We start from the raw sequence: 19,775 nt of genomic DNA, 5'->3' as shown, positions 1-19,775 counted from the left end.
ATGCGCTATCTCGTCACCTTGAAGAGCGGGCCGATGGACGCGCCCCCGCCGCAGGCCCTGATGGACGCCATCCTCGCGCTCGGCGCGGAGGCGACGGCCTCCGGCGCGCTGCTGGACACCGCCGGGCTGGCCCCCAGCGCCATGGGCGGCGCCCGGGTTGCGCTCGCCGACGGCGAGATCACCGTCACCGACGGACCGTTCGCCGAGACCAAAGAGATGATCAGCTACGCGCTCTACCAGGTGCGCGACCGGGCCGAAGCGGTCGAGTGGGCCGCCAGGTTCCTCCGGCTGCACCGCGACCTGTGGCCCGACTGGGAAGGGGAGGCGGACGTCCTCTCCGTGTTCACCGCGCCGTGACCGCGCCAGGATCGGCCGGCGGCCCGCCGGCCGATCCTTCGCGTGCCGTCGAGGCGGTGTGGCGGCTGGAGGCGGGCCGCATCATCGCCGGGCTCGTCCGCCTCACCGGGGACGTCGGCCTCGCGGAGGAACTCGCCCAGGACGCGCTCCTCGCCGCGCTCGAGCGCTGGCCCCGCGACGGCGTCCCGGCCAACCCCGGCGGCTGGCTCGCGCTCACCGCGCGCAACCGGGCCCTGGACCTGCTGCGCCGCCGCCGCGTCCACGAGCGCAAGGTCGCCGAGCTCGGCAGGGATCTCTCCGACGCCCCCGGACCCGACCTCGACGCCGCGCTCGACGACCCCGTCGGCGACGACCTCCTGCGGCTGATCTTCATCGCGTGCCATCCCGTCCTGCGGCCCGAGGGCAGGGCCGCGCTCACGCTCCGCCTCCTCGGCGGCCTGACCACCGAGGAGGTGGCCAGGGCGTTCCTGATCTCCGAGGCCGCCGCCTCCCAGCGCATCGTCCGGGCCAAGCGGACCCTCGCGGAGCGGGGCGTGCCCTACGAGCTCCCGACGGCCGCCGACCTCCCCGAGCGCCTCACCTCCGTCCTCGGCGTGGTCTACCTGATCTTCAACGAGGGCTACTCGGCGACCGCCGGGACCGACTGGACCCGTCCGTCCCTGTGCGAGGAGGCGATGCGCCTGGCGCGCCTGCTCGCCGGGCTGCTGCCCGACGAGCCGGAGACCCACGGCCTCCAGGCCCTCACCGAGCTGCACGGCTCCCGCCTGCCCGCCCGCGCCGCGCCCGACGGCTCCCCCGTCCTCCTCCCCGACCAGGACCGCCGCCGCTGGGACCGCCTCCTCATCCGCAGGGGCATGGCCGCCCTGGAGCGCGCCGCCGCGTCCGGCCCTCCCGGCCGCTACACCCTCCAGGCCGCCATCGCCGCCTGCCACGCGACCTCGCCCTCCTTCCCCGAAACCGACTGGCCCCGCATCACCGCCCTCTACGCCCAGCTCTCCGCCCGCTGGCCCTCCCCCGTGGTCACCCTGAACCACGCCATGGCCGTCTCCATGTCCGAAGGCCCGGAACAAGCCCTCGCCATGCTCGCCCCCCTCACCACGACCCTCCCCGACTCCCCCCATCTCTCCGCCGCCCGCGCCGACCTCCTGGCCCGTCTGGGCCGCACCTCCGAAGCCCGCACCGCCTACCTCCAAGCCGCCCGGAAGACCCAGAACCCCCAAGAGAAATCCCTCTACCTCCAAAAATCCCGATCCCCCTGACCCCCACCCCACCCGACCCCGGAGTTCCGCCTCCAACGGCACCCCACCCCGGCCCCAGGACCACGACCGTCCGGCCCACCGCCCCCGGCTTCGCGCTCACCCCTTCCCCGGAATCACGCGACCCTTCCCGGATCCGCGCGAAGGGCACAGCAGAGCAGGGCGGGACCGGAATCACGCGACCCTTCCCAGATCCGCGCGAAGGGCGCGGCAGAGCAGGGCGGGAAAGGCCGGGGGCCGGGCAGGTGCGGGTGGAGGTCAGAGGGGTGGGGTGTGGGGGGTGCGGAGGCGCCAGCCGGACCGGGTGCGGTCAATGAAGCCGGTGGCGGCCAGGAGGGCCAGGCGGCTTCGGGTGGTGGGGAGGTCGAGGGAGGCGGCGACGGCTATGGCGTGGGTGGGGGCGCCTCGGGAGCCTGCGGGGACCGCCTCCAGGACCGCCCTGGTGTCGGGGTCCAGGTGGTCGCGGGGGAGGACGGGGCGGCCGTCGGGGCGGTCCAGTCCCTCGCCGATGGGGCCGACCTCCTCCAGCACGTCGGCGGCGCAGGTGACGAGCCTGGTGTGCGGCGGGGTCGCGCGGAGCAGCTCGTGGCAGCCGCGGGACATCAGCGAGGTGACCGGCCCCGGATAGGCCATGAGGTGCCTGCCCAGCGAGCGGGCGTGGTGGGCCGTGTTGAGCGCGCCGCTGCGCAGGTCCGCCTCGACCACCACGGTCCCCTTGGTGAGCGCGGCGATGACCCGGTTGCGGACGAGGAACCTCGGCCGCGTCGGATGGACCGTCGGCGGCCACTCGCTCACCAGCAGCCCCGCCGCGGCGATCTCGCCGAACATCGCCTCGTGCCGGGGCGGGTAGGCCACGTCGACGCCGCTGGCCAGGACGGCGACCGTGGTGCCGTCGGCCGCGAGCACGCCCCGGTGGGCGGCCCCGTCGACGCCGAGGGCGCCGCCGCTCACCACGGTCCAGCCGCGGTCGGCGAGCTCGGCCCCGAGGTCCGCGGCGGCGCGCAGCCCGTAGGGGCTCGCCGCCCGCGCCCCGACGACCGCGACGGATCTCAGGCACACCGCCCGCAGGTCGACGGAGCCCCGCACCCACAGCAGCAGCGGCGCCGCCTCACCGAGCTGGTCGAGGGTGGAGGGCCACTCCGCGTCTCCCGGGCACACGACCCGCCCGCCGAACTGCGCGCAGATGAACAGCGCCCCTTCCAGATCGAACGCCCCCGCCCGCATCCCCCACCCCACCACCTTCTTCTCCGTGGCCCCGCTCCCCCGGGGCACCCTCCCCCGCTGAATCGCCGCGACGGCCTCCGCCGCCCCGACCTCCCGCACCAACCGCCACACGCTCGCGTCCCCCGGCTCGCACACCCCACTGAGCCAGACCCGCGCCACCCTCTCGTCCTCCATCACCTTCCCCCTCCCAAAACCCACCCAGAACCACACAAACCCCCCACCCACCTCACCCGCACCCACCAACCGACCGATCCGCCGTCACGCCTTCCTCCTCCGCCCCGCCACCGCGGCCCTGCCCGCCCGGCCGCATCGCACATGTCCCCGCCCCGCACCCCACGCTCCTCCCTCACCCGCAGGACACGCACGGACCCCGTCCCACCGAACCTCCGCTCATTTCCCGTCCGAGCACACCCGACCGGCACGCTCCCGCCCTCCGCCTCCTCCCCTCAGCCCGCCGGACACACGCCCCACCCCGCGGCCACCGTCCCCACGCCCGGCTCACCGCCCGTCCCACCTCCCTCCGTTGGACCCGCCGAACGCGTGCCCCGCCCCGCGGCCGCGCTCCCCGCGATCGTCTCGCCTCCTTCCCTTCGACCCGCTGAATGCGTGCCCCGCCCCGCGGCGACGCTTCGCGTGATCGGTTCGGGGTGGTCGTGCGTTCTTCGGCTGGTGCGGTCAGGAGGTGTGGCCCTGCCAGAAGGAGAGGGCTTCGGCGGTGTCCCAGGGGGCCGGGGTCTCGCGGCCGGCCAGGTCGGCGATGGTCCAGGCGGCGCGCAGGGCGCGGTCCATGCCTCGGGCGCTGAGCGAGCCGTCCTGGAGGGCCAGTTCCAGGGGGAGGAGGGCTTCGGGGGGTGGGGCGAAGCGGCGGCGGAGTTCGGGGCCGGGGACTTCGCTGTTGGTGCGCCAGGGCAGGCCCGCCATGCGTTTCAGGGCGCGTTCGCGGGCCTCCAGGACGCGTGCGGACACGGTCGCGCTGGACTCGGCGGCCTCCAGGTCGTAGCGGAGTTCGGCGCGGGTGGCCGGGCTCAGCTCCAGCTTGAGGTCGACGCGGTCCAGGAGCGGGCCGGAGATGCGGGACAGGTACCGGGAACGGATCGCGGGCGTGCAGCGGCATTGCAGGACCTTCGCGGCGGCGCAGGGACACGGGTTGGCGGCCATCACCAGCGTGAACAGGGCGGGGAAGCGGACGGTGAACGCGGTGCGGTCGATCCGCACCTCGCCCTGCTCCATCGGCTGGCGCATCGAATCGAGCACCCCGCCGGAGAACTCGGGAGCCTCGTCTATGAAGAGGACCCCCGCGTGGGCGAGGCTGATCGCGCCCGGACGGACGCGGCGGCCGGAGCCGCCGCCGATCATCGCCGTGCGGGACGCGGTGTGGTGCGGCGCCTGGAAGGGCGGATCGCCGATGAGCGGCTGCCCTGGCGGGAGCGTGCCGGCCACGGAGTGGATCGCGGTGACCTCCAGCGCGGTCTGCCGTTCCAGCGGGGGAAGCAGGCTGGGCAGCCGCTCGGCGAGCATGGTCTTGCCGCATCCGGGCGGCCCGAGCAGGAACAGGTGGTGCCCGCCCGCCGCGCTGATCTCCAGTGCCCGTCTGCCCGCGGCCTGGCCCCGCACGTCGGCGAGGTCGAGCATCCCGCGACGCGACGGGCGCGCCTCCAGCACGGAGTACGCCTCGGGCCCCTGGGGCTCGGGCTCTTCGGGAGGGGGATCGCCGCGCAGTTCGCACAGCAGCCCCCGCAGCGACGCCACGGCCAGGACCCGCAGGCCCGGGACGAGTTCCGCCTCCTCCCGGTTGGCCCGGGGCACCACCACGCTCCGGAACCCCGCCTCGGCCGCGGCCATGACGGCCGGGAGCGCCCCCTGGACGGGCCTGAGCCTGCCGTCCAGGCCGAGTTCCCCGATCATGACGGGCTCCGCGCAGGCCGTGAGGGGCAGTACCCCCGCCGCGGCGAGCACCGCCACCGCGATGGCCAGGTCGAATCCCGCGCCGCCCTTGGGCAGGTCGGCGGGGCCGAGCGCGACGGTCACATGCCGGCTCGGCCAGTCCTCCCCCGAGTGCAGGATCGCCGCCCGGACCCGGCCTCTGGCCTCGCTGAGCGCCGTGTCGGGCAGCCCGAACAGGTGCAGGCCCGGCGTCCCGTTGGTGATCGCGGCCTCGACGTCGACGAGGTGGCCGCGGACCCCGACCAGGCCGACGGACCGGGTGCGGGCGAGCGCCATCACGCCACCTCCCGCAGGTGCTCGACGGTGAAGCCCGCGGGCCCGCCGCCGATGAGGCCGATCAGGTCGATGCGGATTCCCGCGGCGCGCACCCCGTGTTCGCGGGACCAGCGCAGGGCGAGTCCTCTTAAACGACGGGCTTTCGCGGGGGTCACCGCTTCGGCGGGGTGGCCGAAGGCGAGGGTGCGGCGGGTCTTGACCTCGCAGAAGACGTGGGTGCGCCCTTCCAGGGCGACTATGTCGAGTTCACCCTCGGGGCAGCGCCAGTTGCGGTCCAGCACCCGCCAGCCGAGTTCGCGCAGGTAGGCGGCCGCGGCTTCCTCACCGCGCCGGCCGAGTTCGTGGTTGGCGTTCATCGCCGATCACCTCCACCCCCGACCCTGCATCCACCCGCCCGGACGAACCGGACCCGAATCGCATTCTGTGGATAACTTCTGCGGAGACGGCGTGAAAAACGGCCGACAAAGACCGACCGACCAGGCGATAACGGAGAAGAAGAAAATCGGCCTAGTTCGGCAGTTGAAGATCGGGCTTGGCCAGCTCCTCGACGTTCACATCATGGAACGTGACGACCCGCACATTCTTCACAAACCTCGCAGGACGGTACATATCCCAGACCCAGGCGTCCTGCATGGTGACCTCGAAGTACACCTCACCGCCCTCGAGTGCCCGCACCTGGAGATCGACCGTGTTGGTCAGGTAGAACCTGCGCTCGGTCTCCACCACATAGGTGAACAGGCCCACGACGTCACGGTATTCACGATAGAGCTGGAGCTCCATCTCGGTCTCGTACTTCTCCAGGTCCTCAGCGCTCATCTTCTCCTCCCATCTGCTCATTGTTCACCATGCCCGGGAGCGCGACCACTCCCGAGCCGTCCGCGACCCTCGCCCGGACGTTGACGAAGGAGAAACGGTGCTCCGGGCAGGGTCCGTGGCTCGCCAGGGCGGCCATGTGCTCCGGCGTGCTGTAACCCTTGTGCACGGCGAAACCGTACTGCGGATACACCCCGTGCAGGTCCGCCATGATCCGGTCCCTGGTGACCTTGGCGACCACCGAGGCCGCGGCGATGCAGGCCACCGCCCGGTCGCCCTTGATCACCCGGAGGCTGGGCACCTCCAGGCCCGGCACGCCGAACCCGTCCGTCAGCACGTAGGACGGCTCGACCGACAGCGTCCGCAGGACCCGCCGCATTCCCGTGACGTTGCTGGCGTGCAGCCCCACCCGGTCCAGTTCGGCGCTCGGCACCACGAGGACCGACCAGACGGCCCGCGCGGTGATCTCCGCGTACAGGGCCTCACGCCTGGCCGCGGTCAGCAGCTTGGAGTCGGCGAGGCCGGGCACCTTCAGGCCGTCGAGGATCACCGCGGCCACCACCAGCGGCCCCGCGCAGGCTCCGCGCCCCGCCTCGTCGACCCCTGCGACGCGGGCGAAGCCGCCGTGCGCCAGAGCGCGCTCATAGCCGTACATCCCGGCGTCCCGCCGCGGGGTGAACCGCACCGGGCGCCGTGTGCCTGTGATCACGGGAGGAGCCCGATCGAGCGGCTGTACATACCCGGAACTTTACGCCCACCGACGGACGACCACCCAATGCCCGACGAGATCCCCCGTCATGGACGGGTGTGGATCCGGTCACCGTCAATCGCGGCGCGCCAGGACCTGCGGGGCCGCCACGGCGCCACCCGGGGCGCTCCCCGCCCCGCCCGCCCCGAGGGACGGCTGCGAGAACGTCGCGGGGATGTCCAGGATCTGCCAGTGCCGAAGCGGCCACACCACCACGAACGCCCTCCCGATCACGCTGCCGACCGGGATGGTGCCGGCGCCGGGGTCGGCCTGGTGCCCCCGGGAGTCCCACGACACCTCGCGGTGGTCGCCCATGACCCACAGCCTTCCGGGCGGCACGACGACGTCGAACTTCTGGGTGGACGGCACGTTCTGCTTGCCGGTGATCGGATCGGTGTACAGGTAGGCGGTCTCGTCCAGCGGGACGTCGTTGACGGTGATCCTGCCGGTCGACGCCTCGCAGCAGACCACGTGGTCGCCGGGCACGCCCACGACCCGCTTGATGTAGTCCTTCTCCCCCGCGACGACCCCGAACGCCGTCCCCACGGCCCGCAGGACGCGCTGGACGGGATTGGTCGGCTCGGCCACGTCGACCTCGGGGTCCCAGCTCTCCAGCCCGCTGAAGACGACGACGTCGCCGCGCTCGATGTCCCGGATCTTGTAGACCAGCTTGTTGACCAGGACGCGGTCGCCGATCTGGAGCGTCTCCTCCATCGAGGAGGACGGGATGTAGAACGCCTGCACGACAAAGGTCTTGATCACCAGGGCCAGGACCAGCGCCACCGCGATCAGCAGGGGCAGTTCCTTCCAGAAGGAGCCCTGCTTCTTTCCGTCGGAAACCTCTTCCGGGCTTTCGGGGCCTTCTGGGCCCTCGGGGCCGTCTGTCCCCTCGCCCTCGTCGGCGCTGACGCCGTCGATGTCGGAACGCACCGGTCTCCGATCCTCCCCGGACGCGCTGGGCCCTGGTTCTTCGTCACTCATCAGAGAGCGAGCCTAGCGCTGCCCCGCCCGGCGCCCCCGCGGGCCAAGGCCATGCGGCGGCCAAGAACGCCGAACGCCCGGCCCCGTAAGAGGCCAGGCGTTCGGAAAGTCCCGTGGGGAGTGACGACTAGAAGTCGCGCTTCTCCTTGATGCGGGCGGCCTTGCCGCGCAGGTTGCGCAGGTAGTAGAGCTTGGCGCGGCGCACGTCACCGCGGATGGTGACCTCGAGCTTCTCGATGGCCGGGAGGTTGAGCGGGAAGGTCCGCTCGACGCCGTAGCCGCCCTTGCTGACCTTGCGGACGGTGAAGGTCTCGCGCGCGCCGCCGCCCTGACGGCGGATCACGACGCCCTCGAAGAGCTGGATACGGCTGACCTTGCCCTCGGTGATCCGCACGTGCACCTTGACGGTGTCACCGGGGCGGAAGCTCGGGAGGTCCGACCGCAGCGCGGCCTTCTCGATCTCCTGGATCAGGGTGTGCATGGAGTGTCCTTGCTTGCTGGCCCGGACCGGAGAGGCCCCAGAGTGGAGATGGGGGCGTCAGGTGCGGGGACGTATGAGCGCGCGCGAAAGCACGCGACGCTCTAGTTTGCCATACCTTCGGGGTGCTCCTCCAAATCGGAGCGCACTCACCCGATCACCGGCGGCCCGCGGGCGATCAGCCGTCCAGCGCGTGCCGGCCGGGCACCGCGAGGTCGCCCAGCCCGAGCTCCGCCAGGAGCCTGCGGTCGTGCTTGTCCAGCGCCTTGGGGTCCAGCCGCGCCAGGAGGTCGGGCCGCAGCGCGGCGGTCCGGCGGAACGCCTCGTCGCGCCGCCAGCGCGCGATCTTCCCGTGGTGGCCCGACTTCAGGACCGCGGGCACCTCCCGATCGCGCCAGACGGGCGGCTTGGTGTAGACGGGCCCTTCGACGAGGGTCTCCATCCGGCCGGGCGCGAAGGAGTCGTCGGAGACGGACTCGGCGTTGCCGAGGACGCCGGGCACGAGCCGGGAGACCGCCTCGACCATCACCAGGACCGCGACCTCTCCCCCGGCGAGCACGTAGTCGCCGATGCTGAGCTCGTGGACCTCTACGACGTCCCGGTAGTGCGCCATGACGCGCGAGTCGATGCCCTCGTAGCGCCCGCACGCGAAGACGAGGTGGGGCGCGGAGGCGAGTTCTCCCGCGACGGCCTGAGTGAACGGCCTGCCTGACGGGGTGGGGACGACGAGCCGGCTTTCCGGCGTCAGCACGTCGTCCAGGGCCTCACCCCAAGGGGCGGGCTTCATGACCATGCCGGGACCGCCGCCGTACGGCGTGTCGTCCACGGTGCGGTGCCTGTCGTAGGCCCAGTCGCGCAGGTCGTGCACGCCGAACGACAGAAGCCCCTTGTCGGCGGCCTTGCCCAGCAGGGAGGCCGACAGGGGCGAGAAGTACTCGGGGAAGATCGTGATGACGTCGAAGCGCACGTGAGGATCCGGGAGGGTCGCTAGTCGAAGAGCCCGCCGGGCGGATCGACGACCAGCCGGCCGCCTTCGAGGTCGACCTCCGGGACGATCGCCGCGACGAAAGGCACATAACGGTCACCGGCGGGGGTGTCCACCACGATGAGCTCCTGCGCGTGATGCAGGATCTCCGAGACCGTCCCGATCTCCTCGCCGGAAGTGGTGACGACCCTCAGCCCGATGAGCTGCTGGTCGTGGAACTCGTCCGGATCGGACGAGGGCAGGATCTCCGCGGAATCGATCACCAGCCAGATGCCGCGCAGCCCCTCGGCGCCGTTGCGATCGGCGACCCCCTCGAAGCGCACCACGAGACGCCCGCTGTGCCAGCGGGCCGACGCGACCGTCAGCGGACCGGCCGACACGGGATCCGTGGCGAGCGCCTCACCCGGTGCGAACCGGGTGTCGGCGTCGTCAGTACGGACGTCGACGGTGACGTCGCCACGGATACCGTGCGGTTTGCCGATGCGGCCCACTACCAATTGCACTGGTCAGCGGACCTCGTTGACGTCGAGCAGGTCCACACGGACATAACGGCCGCCCGAGAGGGCGCCCATGACCGTGCGGAGGGCCTTCGCGGTACGACCGCTCCGGCCGATGACCTTGCCGAGGTCCTCGGCGTGCACACGCACCTCGAGGACTCGGCCACCGCGGATCCGCTTGGCGTTGACCTGCACCTCGTCGGGGTGATCGACGATGCCACGGACCAGGTGCTCGAGCGCTTCTTCGAGCACTTAGGCCTCGCTCGGGGCTTCGGTCTCGGCGGACTCTTCCTTGGGCTCGGCCTTCTTCTTGGCCGCCTTCGGCGTGGTGGCGGCGCCACCGTCGAGGTTCGCGGCCTCCTTGGAGGCGGCGGCGAACAGCGCGCCCTTGTCGGCCTTGGGCTCGGCGGTCTTCAGCGTGCCCTCGGCGCCGGGAAGGCCCTTGAACTTCTGCCAGTCGCCGGTGATCTTGAGCAGCTTCTCGACGGACTCGGTCGGCTGCGCGCCGACGCCCAGCCAGTACTGCACCCGCTCGGACTCGACCTCGATCAGCGAGGGCTCCTCCTTCGGGTGGTACTTGCCGATCTCCTCGATCGCGCGACCGTCCCGCTTGGTGCGGGCGTCGGCGATGACGATGCGGTACTGGGCGCCGCGGATCTTACCGAGACGCTTGAGCTTGATCTTGACAGCCACGGGTGTGGTAACTCCGGTTTCAGTAACAGGAGAACGACGACCGCAAGGGTGGGGACCAGAGCGGAGCCGTTCAGATGGACTCCGGGCGCTAGGGCGATGAGAGGGCGCCTCACGTACCGGGTTTCCAGCATCCCATTCTGCCAGATCCGAGTGACTGCTCGCCCACGCCACTCCGAAACCGCCCCCGCACCCTGCGTTTCCCGCAGAGCGCCGGGGCGGTCGGGGTCAGTCCTTCTTGCCGAAGTCGCCCAGGTCGGGCATCTGGAAGCCCGGGGGGAGCTGCTGGGGCAGGCCGCCGCCGAAGGCCGGGGGCAGGCCGCCCTGCTGCTCCTCGGGCTTCGCACCGGGGCCCAGGGCCCGCTTGCGGGGGTCGCCGGACTGGCGCTTGCCCTTCTTGGGCTTGACCTGCTTGGCGGGCTTGCCACGGCGGGTGCCCGGCATTCCGGGGATCCCCATGCCGCCGGCCATGGCCTTCATCATCTTCTGGGCCTGGAAGAACCGGGTGACGAGCGAGCTGACCTCGCCGACCGTGGTGCCGGAGCCCTTGGCGATGCGGGCGCGGCGCGAGCCGTTGATCATCTTCGGTTCGGCGCGCTCGCCGGGCGTCATGGACCGGATGATCGCGGCGACCCGGTCGAGGTCGCGATCGTCGATCTGGTCGATCTGCTGCCGCATCTGGCCCATGCCGGGCAGCATGCCCAGCAGGTTCCCGATCGGGCCCATCTTCTGGATCATCATCATCTGCTGGAGGAAGTCGTCCAGCGTGAAGTCCTCGCCCGAGGCGAGCTTCCCGGCCATCTTGGCCGCCTCTTCCTCGTCGAACTGGCGCTGGGCCTGCTCGATGAGGGTGAGGATGTCGCCCATGTCCAGGATCCGGCCGGCCATCCGGTCGGGGTGGAAGACGTCGAAGTCCTCGAGCTTCTCGCCCGTGGAGGCGAACATGATCGGCCGGCCGGTGATCTGCCGGATGGACAGCGCCGCGCCGCCGCGGGCGTCGCCGTCGAGCTTGGTGAGCACGACGCCGTCGAAGCCGACGCCGTCCATGAACGCCTGGGCGGTGTTGACCGCGTCCTGGCCGACCATGGCGTCGACGACGAACAGGACCTCGTCCGGCTGGGTGCTCTGCCGGATGTCGATGGCCTGCTGCATCATCTCGGTGTCGATGCCGAGCCGGCCCGCGGTGTCGATGATCACCACGTCGTGCTGGGCGCGCTTGGCCTCGATGATCGACGACTGCGCGACCCGGACGGGGTCGCCGACGCCGTTGCCCGGCTCGGGCGCGAAGACCGGGACCCCGGCCCGCTCGCCCATCACCTGGAGCTGCTGGACGGCGTTGGGGCGCTGGAGGTCGCAGGCCACCAGGAGGGGCGTGTGGCCCTCCTCCTTGAGCCAGCGGGCCAGTTTGCCCGCCAGGGTGGTCTTACCGGCGCCCTGGAGGCCCGCGAGCATGATGACCGTCGGGGCGGTCTTGGCGAACCGGACGCGCCGGGTCTCACCGCCCAGGATCTCGATCAGCTCGTCGTTGACGATCTTGACGACCTGCTGCGCGGGGTTCAGCGCCTTGGAGACGTCGACGCCGCGCGCCCGCTCCTTGACGTTCTCGATGAACCCCTTGACCACCGGCAGCGCGACGTCCGCCTCGAGGAGCGCGACCCGGATCTCCCGCGCGGTGGCATTGATGTCGGACTCCGACAACCTGCCCTTGCTGCGCAGGTTGGTGAAGACCGAAGTCAGCCGATCGGAGAGATTCTCGAACACGACCCGTCCTAGCGTGACGCGGAAAATGGGAAACGCAGACAGCCTACCTATCCGAAGCGCCCGTTGACGTAGTCGGCGGTCCTGGGGTCGGCGGGATTGTCGAAGATCTCCGATGTGGGACCGGATTCCACGATACGGCCGGGGGTGTCCTGCTCGGCGAGGAAGAACGCGCAGGTGTCGGACACGCGGTGCGCCTGCTGCATGTTGTGGGTGACGATGACGATGGTCACCTCGGCGGCGAGCTCCCCTATCGTCTCCTCGATCCGCCTGGTCGAGGTGGGGTCGAGGGCCGAGCACGGCTCGTCCATGAGCAGCACCTCGGGCGAGACGGCCAGCGACCTCGCGATGCACAGGCGCTGCTGCTGCCCGCCCGACAGGGCGCCGCCGGGGGCGCGCAGCCGCTTCTCGACCTCGTTCCACAGCCCGGCGCGGCGCAGGCACTGCTCCACGAGCGCGTCCTTGTCGGGGGTCTTCAGGCCGGAGAGCTTCAGCCCGGAGGTGACGTTGTCGTAGATCGACATGGTGGGGAAGGGGTTGGGCTTCTGGAACACCATGCCGATGCGGCGGCGCACCTCGGTGATACGGCGTCCCGGCGCGTAGATGTCCTCGCCGTCGAGGGCCACCTCCCCCGCGAGCGACGCCGACGGGATCAGCTCGTGCATCCGGTTGAGGATCCGCAGGAAGGTCGACTTGCCGCAGCCCGACGGGCCGATCAGGGCGGTCACCCGGCCCGGCTCCATGGCCAGGCCCACCCGGTCGAGCACCTTGCGCTCGCCGAACCAGGCGGAGACGTCGGTGGCCACGAGACCACCTCCGGGGCGGCGCGTGAGACCGTCCAGGACGGCCGTCCGGTCGATCGGGGTCAGGTCGGTCAGGGTCTTGTCGTGCGAGGTCATGTCGGGCCCGTCTTGTCTCAGAGCGTGTTGGGGAGGAGCCGGGCGAGGCTCTCGTAGATGTTCCAGAGCACCGCCAGCAGGACGGGCGAGGAGACGACGTAGGTGGGCCACCTCGACCAGCGCAGGTAGGAGAAGGTCGTCAGCCCGGCGGCCAGGAGGAGCGCCTCCGCCCAGAGGAGCAGCGGGAGCAGCGCGCCGGGGTCGGCGCTGAGGCCGACCTCGGACCGGCCGATGCGCGGCGGCTCCGCGGAGTTCCCGGCCACCGGACGGCTCGTGAGCCTGGCCGTCACCAGCGCCTCGCCGTGCGGGGCGACACCGCTGTCGGCGGTCACCAGCACGAGGGTCGAGGAGCCCGACTCCGGCGGCAGGATCGACGGCCCGCCGCCGCTGACGGTGTAGGAGGCGAGTCCCTGGCCGGTGATCACCGTGATGACGTCACCCGTGTGCAGCTTGCCGAGCGCGCCGAACGGGCCGCCGTAGGTGCCCGCGCGTCCGAGGATCACGCTGATGCCCGGCTGCCCGGGCAGCGGGGTGTCGCGGCGGTGGCCGGGCCCGTGCACCAGTTCGGCGGACGTCGTCCCTTCCACGACGACCTCGCGCAGCCCGAGCCGGGGGATCTCCAGGACGGCCACCGATGCCCCGGCGGAGATCGGCGGGGCGACGGGCGCGACGCCCTCGGCGAGTTCCTTCCTGAAGTCGGCGTAGCGGACCTCCTGGTCCCGGTCGTGCTGGAGCGGGGAGAGCACCGCGAGGTAGGCGAGGAACCCGAGCACGAACACGCCGAGCAGCCCGAGGCTCACCCCTGCGATCCGCAGCGGCGGATCGGCGGAGCGCGGCCGCGCCGGCGGCTCGGGCGCTTCGGGCGCCTCCGCCCGCACGGGGAGTTCTTCGACGGCGGTCACGGCTTTCGCCTCCTTCCCACGCCCCGGAAGGAGCGCGGACTCACGCGCGGCAGCGGCGGGACGAACGTGCCGAACCTGCCCGCGCCGTAAAGGACGGTCCCGGCCAGCGCGGCCGCGAGGCCGGTGCCGAGCAGGGCGGGCAGCAGCCAGCCGAGCAGCGCCGCCGCGTCGGCCGACAGGCGCCCGCCCATGGGTGCGGGCGCGCCCGCGCCGATCGCCGGGAGCGAGACCGGCTGGGACGTCTCGACGGCCTCCGGCACGTCCGGCGCGGCGGCGCCGGGCGGCTCGGGGATCGTGCCCTTCTGGGCGATGACGTCCTTCGCCGCCTTCTTCGTCTGCGCCTTCATCGCGGCGGTCAGCGGCACATAGCCGACGGGCCGCGTGCCGGGCCGGACACCGGGTTTCTGCCCGGGGCCCGCCGCGTGCCGGAGGAACGCGGCGATCTTCTTCGCCTTGGCCGCGGCGACCCCGTTCGTGGGCACCTCGGCGTACTGGACGTGGGTCAGCGGGTAGGCCTTGGCGTCCTCGGCCGCGTAGTCGGGCAGCTGTGTCACGCCGTCGGCGTTGGTCTTCAGGTGCTTCAGCATCGCGGCCATGGACGCGTCGGTGGGCGCCACGTACTTGCCCGCCGCGTTGCGCAGCCGCGCCGAGGAGAACCGCAGCGCCTGCGCGTCGGAGGTGGCGACGATCGCGAACAGCCCGCGGTTGCCGACGGCGTACGGCGGGGTCTTCACGTAGTTGCCGTACTGGTCCTTGACGTAGTTCTCGCTGTTGTCCCGGTTCGTCACCAGGAAGCGGGCGACCTCGGAGAGCCCGAGCACCGGGATGAACCCGTGGATGAACCGCTTGTCCGGGTCCCGGGAGACGAACGCGCTCGCGGGGAACTCCGCGCCCTTGAAGTTCTTGTTCACCGTCATCCCGCCGGGGGCCTTGGCGCCGTTGAGGAAGGCCGCGGCGGTGGGGTCGGCGGCCAGCCAGCGGGTCAGCTCGTAGGTGAGGTCGTTGTCGCCGGACACGACGGTCGGCCAGCCCATGCTCGGCCAGGAGCGGTCCTCGCCGTTGAGCTTGAGGAACTCCGGGTCCTGGAAGATGTCCTGCGGGTTGTCCTCGGTCGCCTTGTTGCAGTCCTTCACACCGGGTCCGCACGCGGCGCTCATCGAGTAGGACTCGGTGAGGATCTTGGCGACGAGGCGGGGTGTCAGCTTGATGTCGGTGATCGGCTTGCCGGTGTCGGCGTCGTCGATCCGGTAGGCGATCGAGATGCCGGAGATGCCGACCGGCGCGTAGTCGAACGCGCGCGACGCGGCGGCGTCCTCGGGCCGGGTCGTCAGCGCGACGTCGGTGCCGTTGGTCTGGAAGCTGGAGCGGGCCAGCGGCTCGCCGAGCGAGGTGTAGTCGACGTCCACGTCCGCCTTGGACGTGCACAGCCCCGGCTGCCAGCGCTCGATGAGCCGCTTGGCCTGGGGTGATCCGCTGACGCGGAAGTCGGCGTCCTCCAGCGCGCAGGTGGCCGCCGACGGCGAGAAGCCGATCGGCACGACGACCCGGTTGGCCCAGGCCCAGGCGGAGTCGAGGTACGCCTGGGTGGCGAGCTGGCCGTCCAGGGCGGGCCTGGCCGGGTCGCCGTCGTTGGGGATCACCGCGATCGAGCAGTCGCCGGCGGTGTCGCACCCGAGGCTCGCCGACTCGGCGATGGTGCGCACCTCGACGTCGGCGTAGCCCTTGCCGTTCTTCGCGGTCAGGGCGGTGACGGCGTTGGTCGGCCCGTCGGGCAGCACGCCGCCGTCCTTGGGCTTGTCGGGGTAGGTGAAGGAGCCCGAGCCGTAGCAGTCGGCGATGGACTCGGGTTCCTGACCGCGGCACTGGTAGACCCGGACGACGTGGGTGGTGCTGTCGCTGAGGAACGCGTCGGAGCTCGGTTCGAACCCTTGCCAGCTCACCCGGATGACCTGGTTGACCAGGTCGGTGGACTGGTCGAGCGTCACCTTGCCCTTGGTGTTCGCCGGGTACTCGGGGTCGTCGGTCGCGGGCGTGCTCGGGCTCGGGTCGACCGTCGGGGTCTCTCCCGGGGTCTCGCTCGCGGTGGCCTCGGGCGTCGCCGACGGGGTGGTGGGGGGCTGCGGCGAGGCGGCCGCCGCGGTGCAGAACGCCACGGCGACGGCGGTGACGGCGGCCCAGATCGTGCGACGGGTCATCGCTGTCCTCCCGCGCGGCGGCGGCGGGTGTAGGCGGTGAGGACCGGGGGCAGCACGAGCGCCCCCAGCAGCACCGCGGCGGAGACCGCCCCGGCGACCAGCCCCACCCCGCTCTGCGCCGCGACCTCGACCGGCTCGGCGAAGGCGGTGCTGTCCGCCGCGACCACCGGCCCGTCCGCGGCGACGGCCGCCGTGGTGGCGCCCGCGGTCGGCGCGGCGCTCGCGTCCGGCGCGTCGCCGGTGGCGGTGGTGCCCGCGCCGGGCTCGCCGCAGGGGATCTTGCCCTCCTGGTCGCACGCCTCGGGTTGCGGGGCGGTCTTGAGCAGCACGTTCTCGCCGCCCTCGAAGGTGGGGTTGTGGCAGGTGGACAGGTCCGCCCCCGCCGAGATGTGACCGGGTATCCGGTTCATCTGCGTGTAGGCGGCCTCGACCAGGTTCTTCGGCAGCGGCGAGTAGCCGAGTTCCGGCGCCTTCTGCTGGCCGGAGCACAGGAAGTAGTCGATGAACGTCGAGAGCGTCTGGCCCTTCTCCTTGGTGAAGGGCGCCTGCGTGGACGTCGGGATGATCATGTACGAATAGCTCGACAGCGGATAAGCGCGCTTGTCGGCGCTGTCGTAGACGCCCTCGAGCTTCTGGGTCAGGTCGGAGTTGATCTCGGCCTTGGTGAGCGCGACCGCGACGTTGGACGCGGTCGGCAGCGTGAAGTAGCCGGACTTGTTCTTCACTTTGACGGCCGGGTAGCCCGCGTTCCGCGCGTAGGCGTACTCGACGTAGGTGATGGCGCCCTCTCCGTAGCTGGCCGACACGTAGGCGGCCACGCCGTTGGAGCCGTTCTGCTGCTTGCCTCCGGGCAGCGTCGGATAGTACGAGGTCAGGCCCTTCTTCTTGAAGAAGGGCCGCCACAGGTCGGGGTACTGGGTGTCCATCCACAGGGAGAACTGCGCGGTGGTGCCCGAGCCGTCCGAGCGCGTCACCGGAGTGATCTTCCGGTTCGGCATCGCCACGCCGTTCATGTCCTTGGTGATCGCCGGGTCGCTCCAGTTGGTGATCTTCCCGGTGAAGATCTTGGTGAGCGTGTCGCCCGACAGCCGCAGGTTCTCCACCCGCTTGCCGTTCTTGGTGAGGTGGTACATGAACGACGTGCCGCCCGCGACGATCGGCATGTAGGCGTAGGCGCGCTTGCTCACCTCGGCCGGGCTGCCGTCCTCGGGGTGCAGCTGGAAGGGGATCTCCGAGACGGCGAAGTCGACCTGGGAGCTGCGGAAGTCGGTGCGCCCCGCGGTCGAGCCCGACCCGGTGTAGTTGACGGTGATGCCGTTCTTCTTGACCGCGGCCGCCCACTGGTCCAGCGCCACCTGGCTCCAGGTCGAGCCGCTGCCCGTCACGGGCACGAAATCGGCCGCCGCGGCGGGGCGGACGGGCAGGAGTGCGATCAGGGACGCCAGTGCGAGCGCCCCCAGACGTCGAGCGCTCATGCGGACGTCTCCTTCTCGGATGGGAGGGGTGACTTCACCGGCAGCGGGGCGGGGGCCGGGGCGGAGGCGCGCTCGGCCGCCGCGAGCCTGCGGCGGGCGCGGCGCGTCATCTGCCCGGGCGCCGCACCCCCCAGGAGGCGCGCGACGGTGAAGAGCACGAGGACGACGAGCGCCAGCACCAGGGCCGCCCCGAACGCCCGCGAGACCATGTCCGGCTGCGGGAACTTCACGTAGGTGTAGATGTAGAGGGGGAGGTTCGTCATGTTCCCCTCGAAGGGGTCGGCGTTCATGCCGCGCGCGAACCCCGCCGTCAGCAGCACCGGGGCGGTCTCGCCCACTCCGCGCGCCATCGCCAGCACGATGCCGGTCGCCAGGCCGGAGCGCGCCGTCGGCAGCACCACGTGCCGCACGACCTGCCACTGCCCGGCGCCGAGCGCGTAGGCGGCCTCGCGCAGCCCGCCCGGCACCAGCCGCAGGACGACCTCGGACGCCCGGGTGACGATCGGCACCATCATGATCGCGATGGCCAGGGCGGCGGCGAGACCGGACTTCTGGAACCCGAAGGTCAGGATGAAGGCGGCGAGCACGAACAGCCCCGCCAGGACGGACGGCAGCGCGCTCATCGTGTCGACGATGAGCCGCACCGGACGGGTCAGCCGCCCGCCGACCTCGACCAGGAACAGCGCGGTGGCGATCCCCAGCGGCATCGCGATGGCCACCCCGATGCCGAGCTGAATCAGCGAGCCGACGACGGCGTGGAGCACGCCGCCGCTGGTGAGCGGGTCGAGCGCGCCGGTGTCGGACATCGTCTGGGTGAAGAAGTTGGCGTGCGCGAACGCCTGCGCCCCGCGCAGCACGGTGAACCCGAGGATCGCCGCGATGACGGTGACGGTGAGCAGCCCCGCGCTGTGCACGAGCACGCTCACCAGGCGGTCGGCCGCGGCGAGCCGCCCGTGCTCGTGCGTCACGATGACCGCGTACAGGAGAAGGAAGGCCACGTACCAGCACGCGGCGAAGCCGAGCGCGCCGGTGAAGGGCAGCAGCCTGGTGAACAGGATCCACACCAGGGTCAGGCTCGCCACGGCGGCCCCGGCCAGGGCGAAGCGGTCCTCGCGGACGGCGCCACCGGGGCGGAAGCGGCCGCGCGGCGCCGGCCGGGGCTCCGCCGCCCGGTCGGTCGCGGCGGGCGGGTCGGTGCGCGGATCGGCGATGGTCATGGCTCAGGCCTCGGTCGACGCGCCGGAACGGCTGCGGTTGATGATCATGGCGGCGAAGAAGTTGATGACGAGCGTCACCGCGAACAGCACGAGTCCCGCGGCCATGAGGGCCGACAGGCCGAACTCGCTGGAGTCGGAGTAGCGCAGCGCGATGAGCGCGGAGATGGAGTTGCCCGCGCCCTCCAGCACGTGGAGGGTGGCGCGGAAGTCCGGGGAGATGATGAGGACGACCGCGATGGTCTCCCCCAGCGCGCGGCCCAGCGAGAGCATCGCCGCGCCGATGACGCCGCCGCGCCCGAACGGCAGCACCACGGTGCGGATCATGCCCCAGCGGGTCGAGCCGAGCGCGTAGGCCGCCTCCCGCTCCGCCTGCGGGGCCTGGGAGAACACCTCCCGCGACAGCGAGCAGCAGATCGGGATCACCATCATGCCGACGACGAGGCCGGCGATGAAGTGCGAGGAGGTGAAGGAACCGGGGTCCGCGTGGTCGGTGTCGACCCGGAAGAAGGGGAGGAAGGACGCGTGGTCCGACAGCCAGCGCGAGACTCCGATCAGGCGCGGCTGGAGGAACGTCACCCCCCAGAGCCCGTAGAGGATCGAGGGGATCGCGGCCATGAGGTCGATGAGCGCGATCAGCGCGCGGCGCATGCCCGGCGCCGCGTACTCGCTGATGTACAGCGCGGCGAACACCGCGATCGGCACGCCGACCACCAGCGCGGTCAGCGCGATCTCGACGGTGCCCGGCAGCACCGAGGCGATGCCGAAGTCGTGCAGCTCCGGGTCCCAGGTCTGCGTGGTGAAGAAGCGGTGCCCGGCGGTGTCGAGCGCCGAGAAGCCGCGGAGGGCCAGGAAGAGGCCGATGAAGCCGAGGATGACCAGGAGCGTCAAGCCCGAGCCGCGTACCGCCGTGCGGAAGGCGACGTCCACCGGGAGGAGGCGCGCGGTGGTCCGCCGCTTCTGCTCCGCGACGGGCTCGGCATGGGGAGGCGCCGGAGAGGCGATGCTCATCGTGCTGACCGTTCTTACGAGGACAAGGGCCGAAGGCGACCGGACGGCGCCGGTCGCCTTCGGCTCGGGTGC

Annotated in this window: 20 protein-coding genes; 2 read left to right on the top strand and 18 right to left on the bottom strand. The window is 71.8% G+C overall.

Annotated elements, in window-relative coordinates; genetic code table 11:
- Entirely contained in the window at positions 1 to 357 is a 357-nt protein-coding gene (locus EDD29_RS04485; protein WP_123662565.1) for a YciI family protein, read from the top strand.
- Positions 354 to 1,616 (top strand): RNA polymerase sigma factor, encoded by a 1,263-nt coding sequence (locus EDD29_RS04480; RefSeq protein WP_123662564.1) that lies wholly within the window; start codon positions 354 to 356, stop codon positions 1,614 to 1,616. Before EDD29_RS04485 ends, EDD29_RS04480 begins: the two co-directional genes overlap by 4 nt.
- A gap of 255 nt (positions 1,617 to 1,871) precedes the next feature.
- Here EDD29_RS04480 and dprA read toward each other — a convergent pair whose 3' ends face one another.
- The 18 genes from dprA to pstC form a co-directional block, all read right to left on the bottom strand.
- Complete coding sequence (gene dprA, locus EDD29_RS04475; RefSeq protein ID WP_123662563.1) at positions 1,872 to 3,011, bottom strand: DNA-processing protein DprA; 1,140 nt, start codon at positions 3,009 to 3,011, stop codon at positions 1,872 to 1,874.
- 501 nt (positions 3,012 to 3,512) lie between these two features.
- Complete coding sequence (locus EDD29_RS04470; protein ID WP_123662562.1) at positions 3,513 to 5,057, bottom strand: YifB family Mg chelatase-like AAA ATPase; 1,545 nt, start codon at positions 5,055 to 5,057, stop codon at positions 3,513 to 3,515.
- On the bottom strand, positions 5,057 to 5,413 hold the full coding sequence (locus EDD29_RS04465; protein ID WP_123662561.1) for a YraN family protein: 357 nt from the start codon (positions 5,411 to 5,413) through the stop codon (positions 5,057 to 5,059). The genes EDD29_RS04470 and EDD29_RS04465 overlap by 1 nt, the downstream gene beginning before the upstream one ends.
- A 151-nt stretch (positions 5,414 to 5,564) precedes the next feature.
- Positions 5,565 to 5,873, bottom strand: coding sequence for a DUF2469 domain-containing protein (locus EDD29_RS04460; protein ID WP_123662559.1), 309 nt, complete (start codon positions 5,871 to 5,873; stop codon positions 5,565 to 5,567).
- Entirely contained in the window at positions 5,863 to 6,555 is a 693-nt protein-coding gene (locus tag EDD29_RS04455) for a ribonuclease HII (protein WP_246052506.1), read from the bottom strand. The genes EDD29_RS04460 and EDD29_RS04455 overlap by 11 nt, the downstream gene beginning before the upstream one ends.
- Positions 6,556 to 6,693: 138 nt before the next feature.
- Positions 6,694 to 7,548, bottom strand: coding sequence for a signal peptidase I (lepB, locus tag EDD29_RS04450; protein ID WP_246052505.1), 855 nt, complete (start codon positions 7,546 to 7,548; stop codon positions 6,694 to 6,696).
- Positions 7,549 to 7,726: 178 nt separating this feature from the next.
- Positions 7,727 to 8,080, bottom strand: a complete 354-nt coding sequence (gene rplS, locus EDD29_RS04445) for a 50S ribosomal protein L19 (RefSeq protein WP_123662555.1) — start codon at positions 8,078 to 8,080, stop codon at positions 7,727 to 7,729.
- 175 nt (positions 8,081 to 8,255) lie between these two features.
- On the bottom strand, positions 8,256 to 9,044 hold the full coding sequence (gene trmD, locus EDD29_RS04440; protein ID WP_123662553.1) for a tRNA (guanosine(37)-N1)-methyltransferase TrmD: 789 nt from the start codon (positions 9,042 to 9,044) through the stop codon (positions 8,256 to 8,258).
- A gap of 20 nt (positions 9,045 to 9,064) precedes the next feature.
- Positions 9,065 to 9,565 carry a ribosome maturation factor RimM gene (gene rimM, locus EDD29_RS04435; protein WP_123662552.1) on the bottom strand — a complete coding sequence of 167 codons (501 nt, stop codon included), beginning with the start codon at positions 9,563 to 9,565 and terminating at the stop codon, positions 9,065 to 9,067.
- Positions 9,566 to 9,568: 3 nt separating this feature from the next.
- Entirely contained in the window at positions 9,569 to 9,811 is a 243-nt protein-coding gene (locus EDD29_RS04430; protein WP_123662550.1) for an RNA-binding protein, read from the bottom strand.
- A complete protein-coding gene (rpsP, locus tag EDD29_RS04425) occupies positions 9,812 to 10,252 on the bottom strand; it encodes a 30S ribosomal protein S16 (protein ID WP_123662548.1) in 441 nt (146 codons plus the stop codon). It abuts the gene before it with no gap.
- Between the two features lie 225 nt (positions 10,253 to 10,477).
- A complete protein-coding gene (ffh, locus tag EDD29_RS04420; protein ID WP_123662546.1) occupies positions 10,478 to 12,010 on the bottom strand; it encodes a signal recognition particle protein in 1,533 nt (510 codons plus the stop codon).
- Between the two features lie 47 nt (positions 12,011 to 12,057).
- A complete protein-coding gene (locus EDD29_RS04415) occupies positions 12,058 to 12,906 on the bottom strand; it encodes a phosphate ABC transporter ATP-binding protein (protein WP_123662544.1) in 849 nt (282 codons plus the stop codon).
- Between the two features lie 17 nt (positions 12,907 to 12,923).
- Positions 12,924 to 13,808 (bottom strand): sortase, encoded by an 885-nt coding sequence (locus EDD29_RS04410; RefSeq protein ID WP_123662542.1) that lies wholly within the window; start codon positions 13,806 to 13,808, stop codon positions 12,924 to 12,926.
- Complete coding sequence (locus tag EDD29_RS04405) at positions 13,805 to 16,003, bottom strand: substrate-binding domain-containing protein (RefSeq protein ID WP_123662540.1); 2,199 nt, start codon at positions 16,001 to 16,003, stop codon at positions 13,805 to 13,807. The genes EDD29_RS04410 and EDD29_RS04405 overlap by 4 nt, the downstream gene beginning before the upstream one ends.
- On the bottom strand, positions 16,000 to 17,478 hold the full coding sequence (pstS, locus tag EDD29_RS04400) for a phosphate ABC transporter substrate-binding protein PstS (protein ID WP_123662538.1): 1,479 nt from the start codon (positions 17,476 to 17,478) through the stop codon (positions 16,000 to 16,002). Before pstS ends, EDD29_RS04405 begins: the two co-directional genes overlap by 4 nt.
- Complete coding sequence (gene pstA, locus EDD29_RS04395) at positions 17,475 to 18,695, bottom strand: phosphate ABC transporter permease PstA (RefSeq protein ID WP_123662536.1); 1,221 nt, start codon at positions 18,693 to 18,695, stop codon at positions 17,475 to 17,477. Before pstA ends, pstS begins: the two co-directional genes overlap by 4 nt.
- Before the next feature lie 3 nt (positions 18,696 to 18,698).
- Positions 18,699 to 19,703: a phosphate ABC transporter permease subunit PstC gene (gene pstC / locus EDD29_RS04390; protein WP_123662534.1), complete on the bottom strand. Its 1,005-nt coding sequence runs from the start codon at positions 19,701 to 19,703 to the stop codon at positions 18,699 to 18,701.
- Between the last annotated feature and the right edge of the window lie 72 nt (positions 19,704 to 19,775).

The sequence above is a fragment of the Actinocorallia herbida genome (assembly GCF_003751225.1).
Taxonomy (GTDB): domain Bacteria; phylum Actinomycetota; class Actinomycetes; order Streptosporangiales; family Streptosporangiaceae; genus Actinocorallia; species Actinocorallia herbida.
The sequence above is the reverse complement of the archived record's forward strand: the minus strand, read 5'-3'. Positions and strand labels throughout refer to the sequence as shown.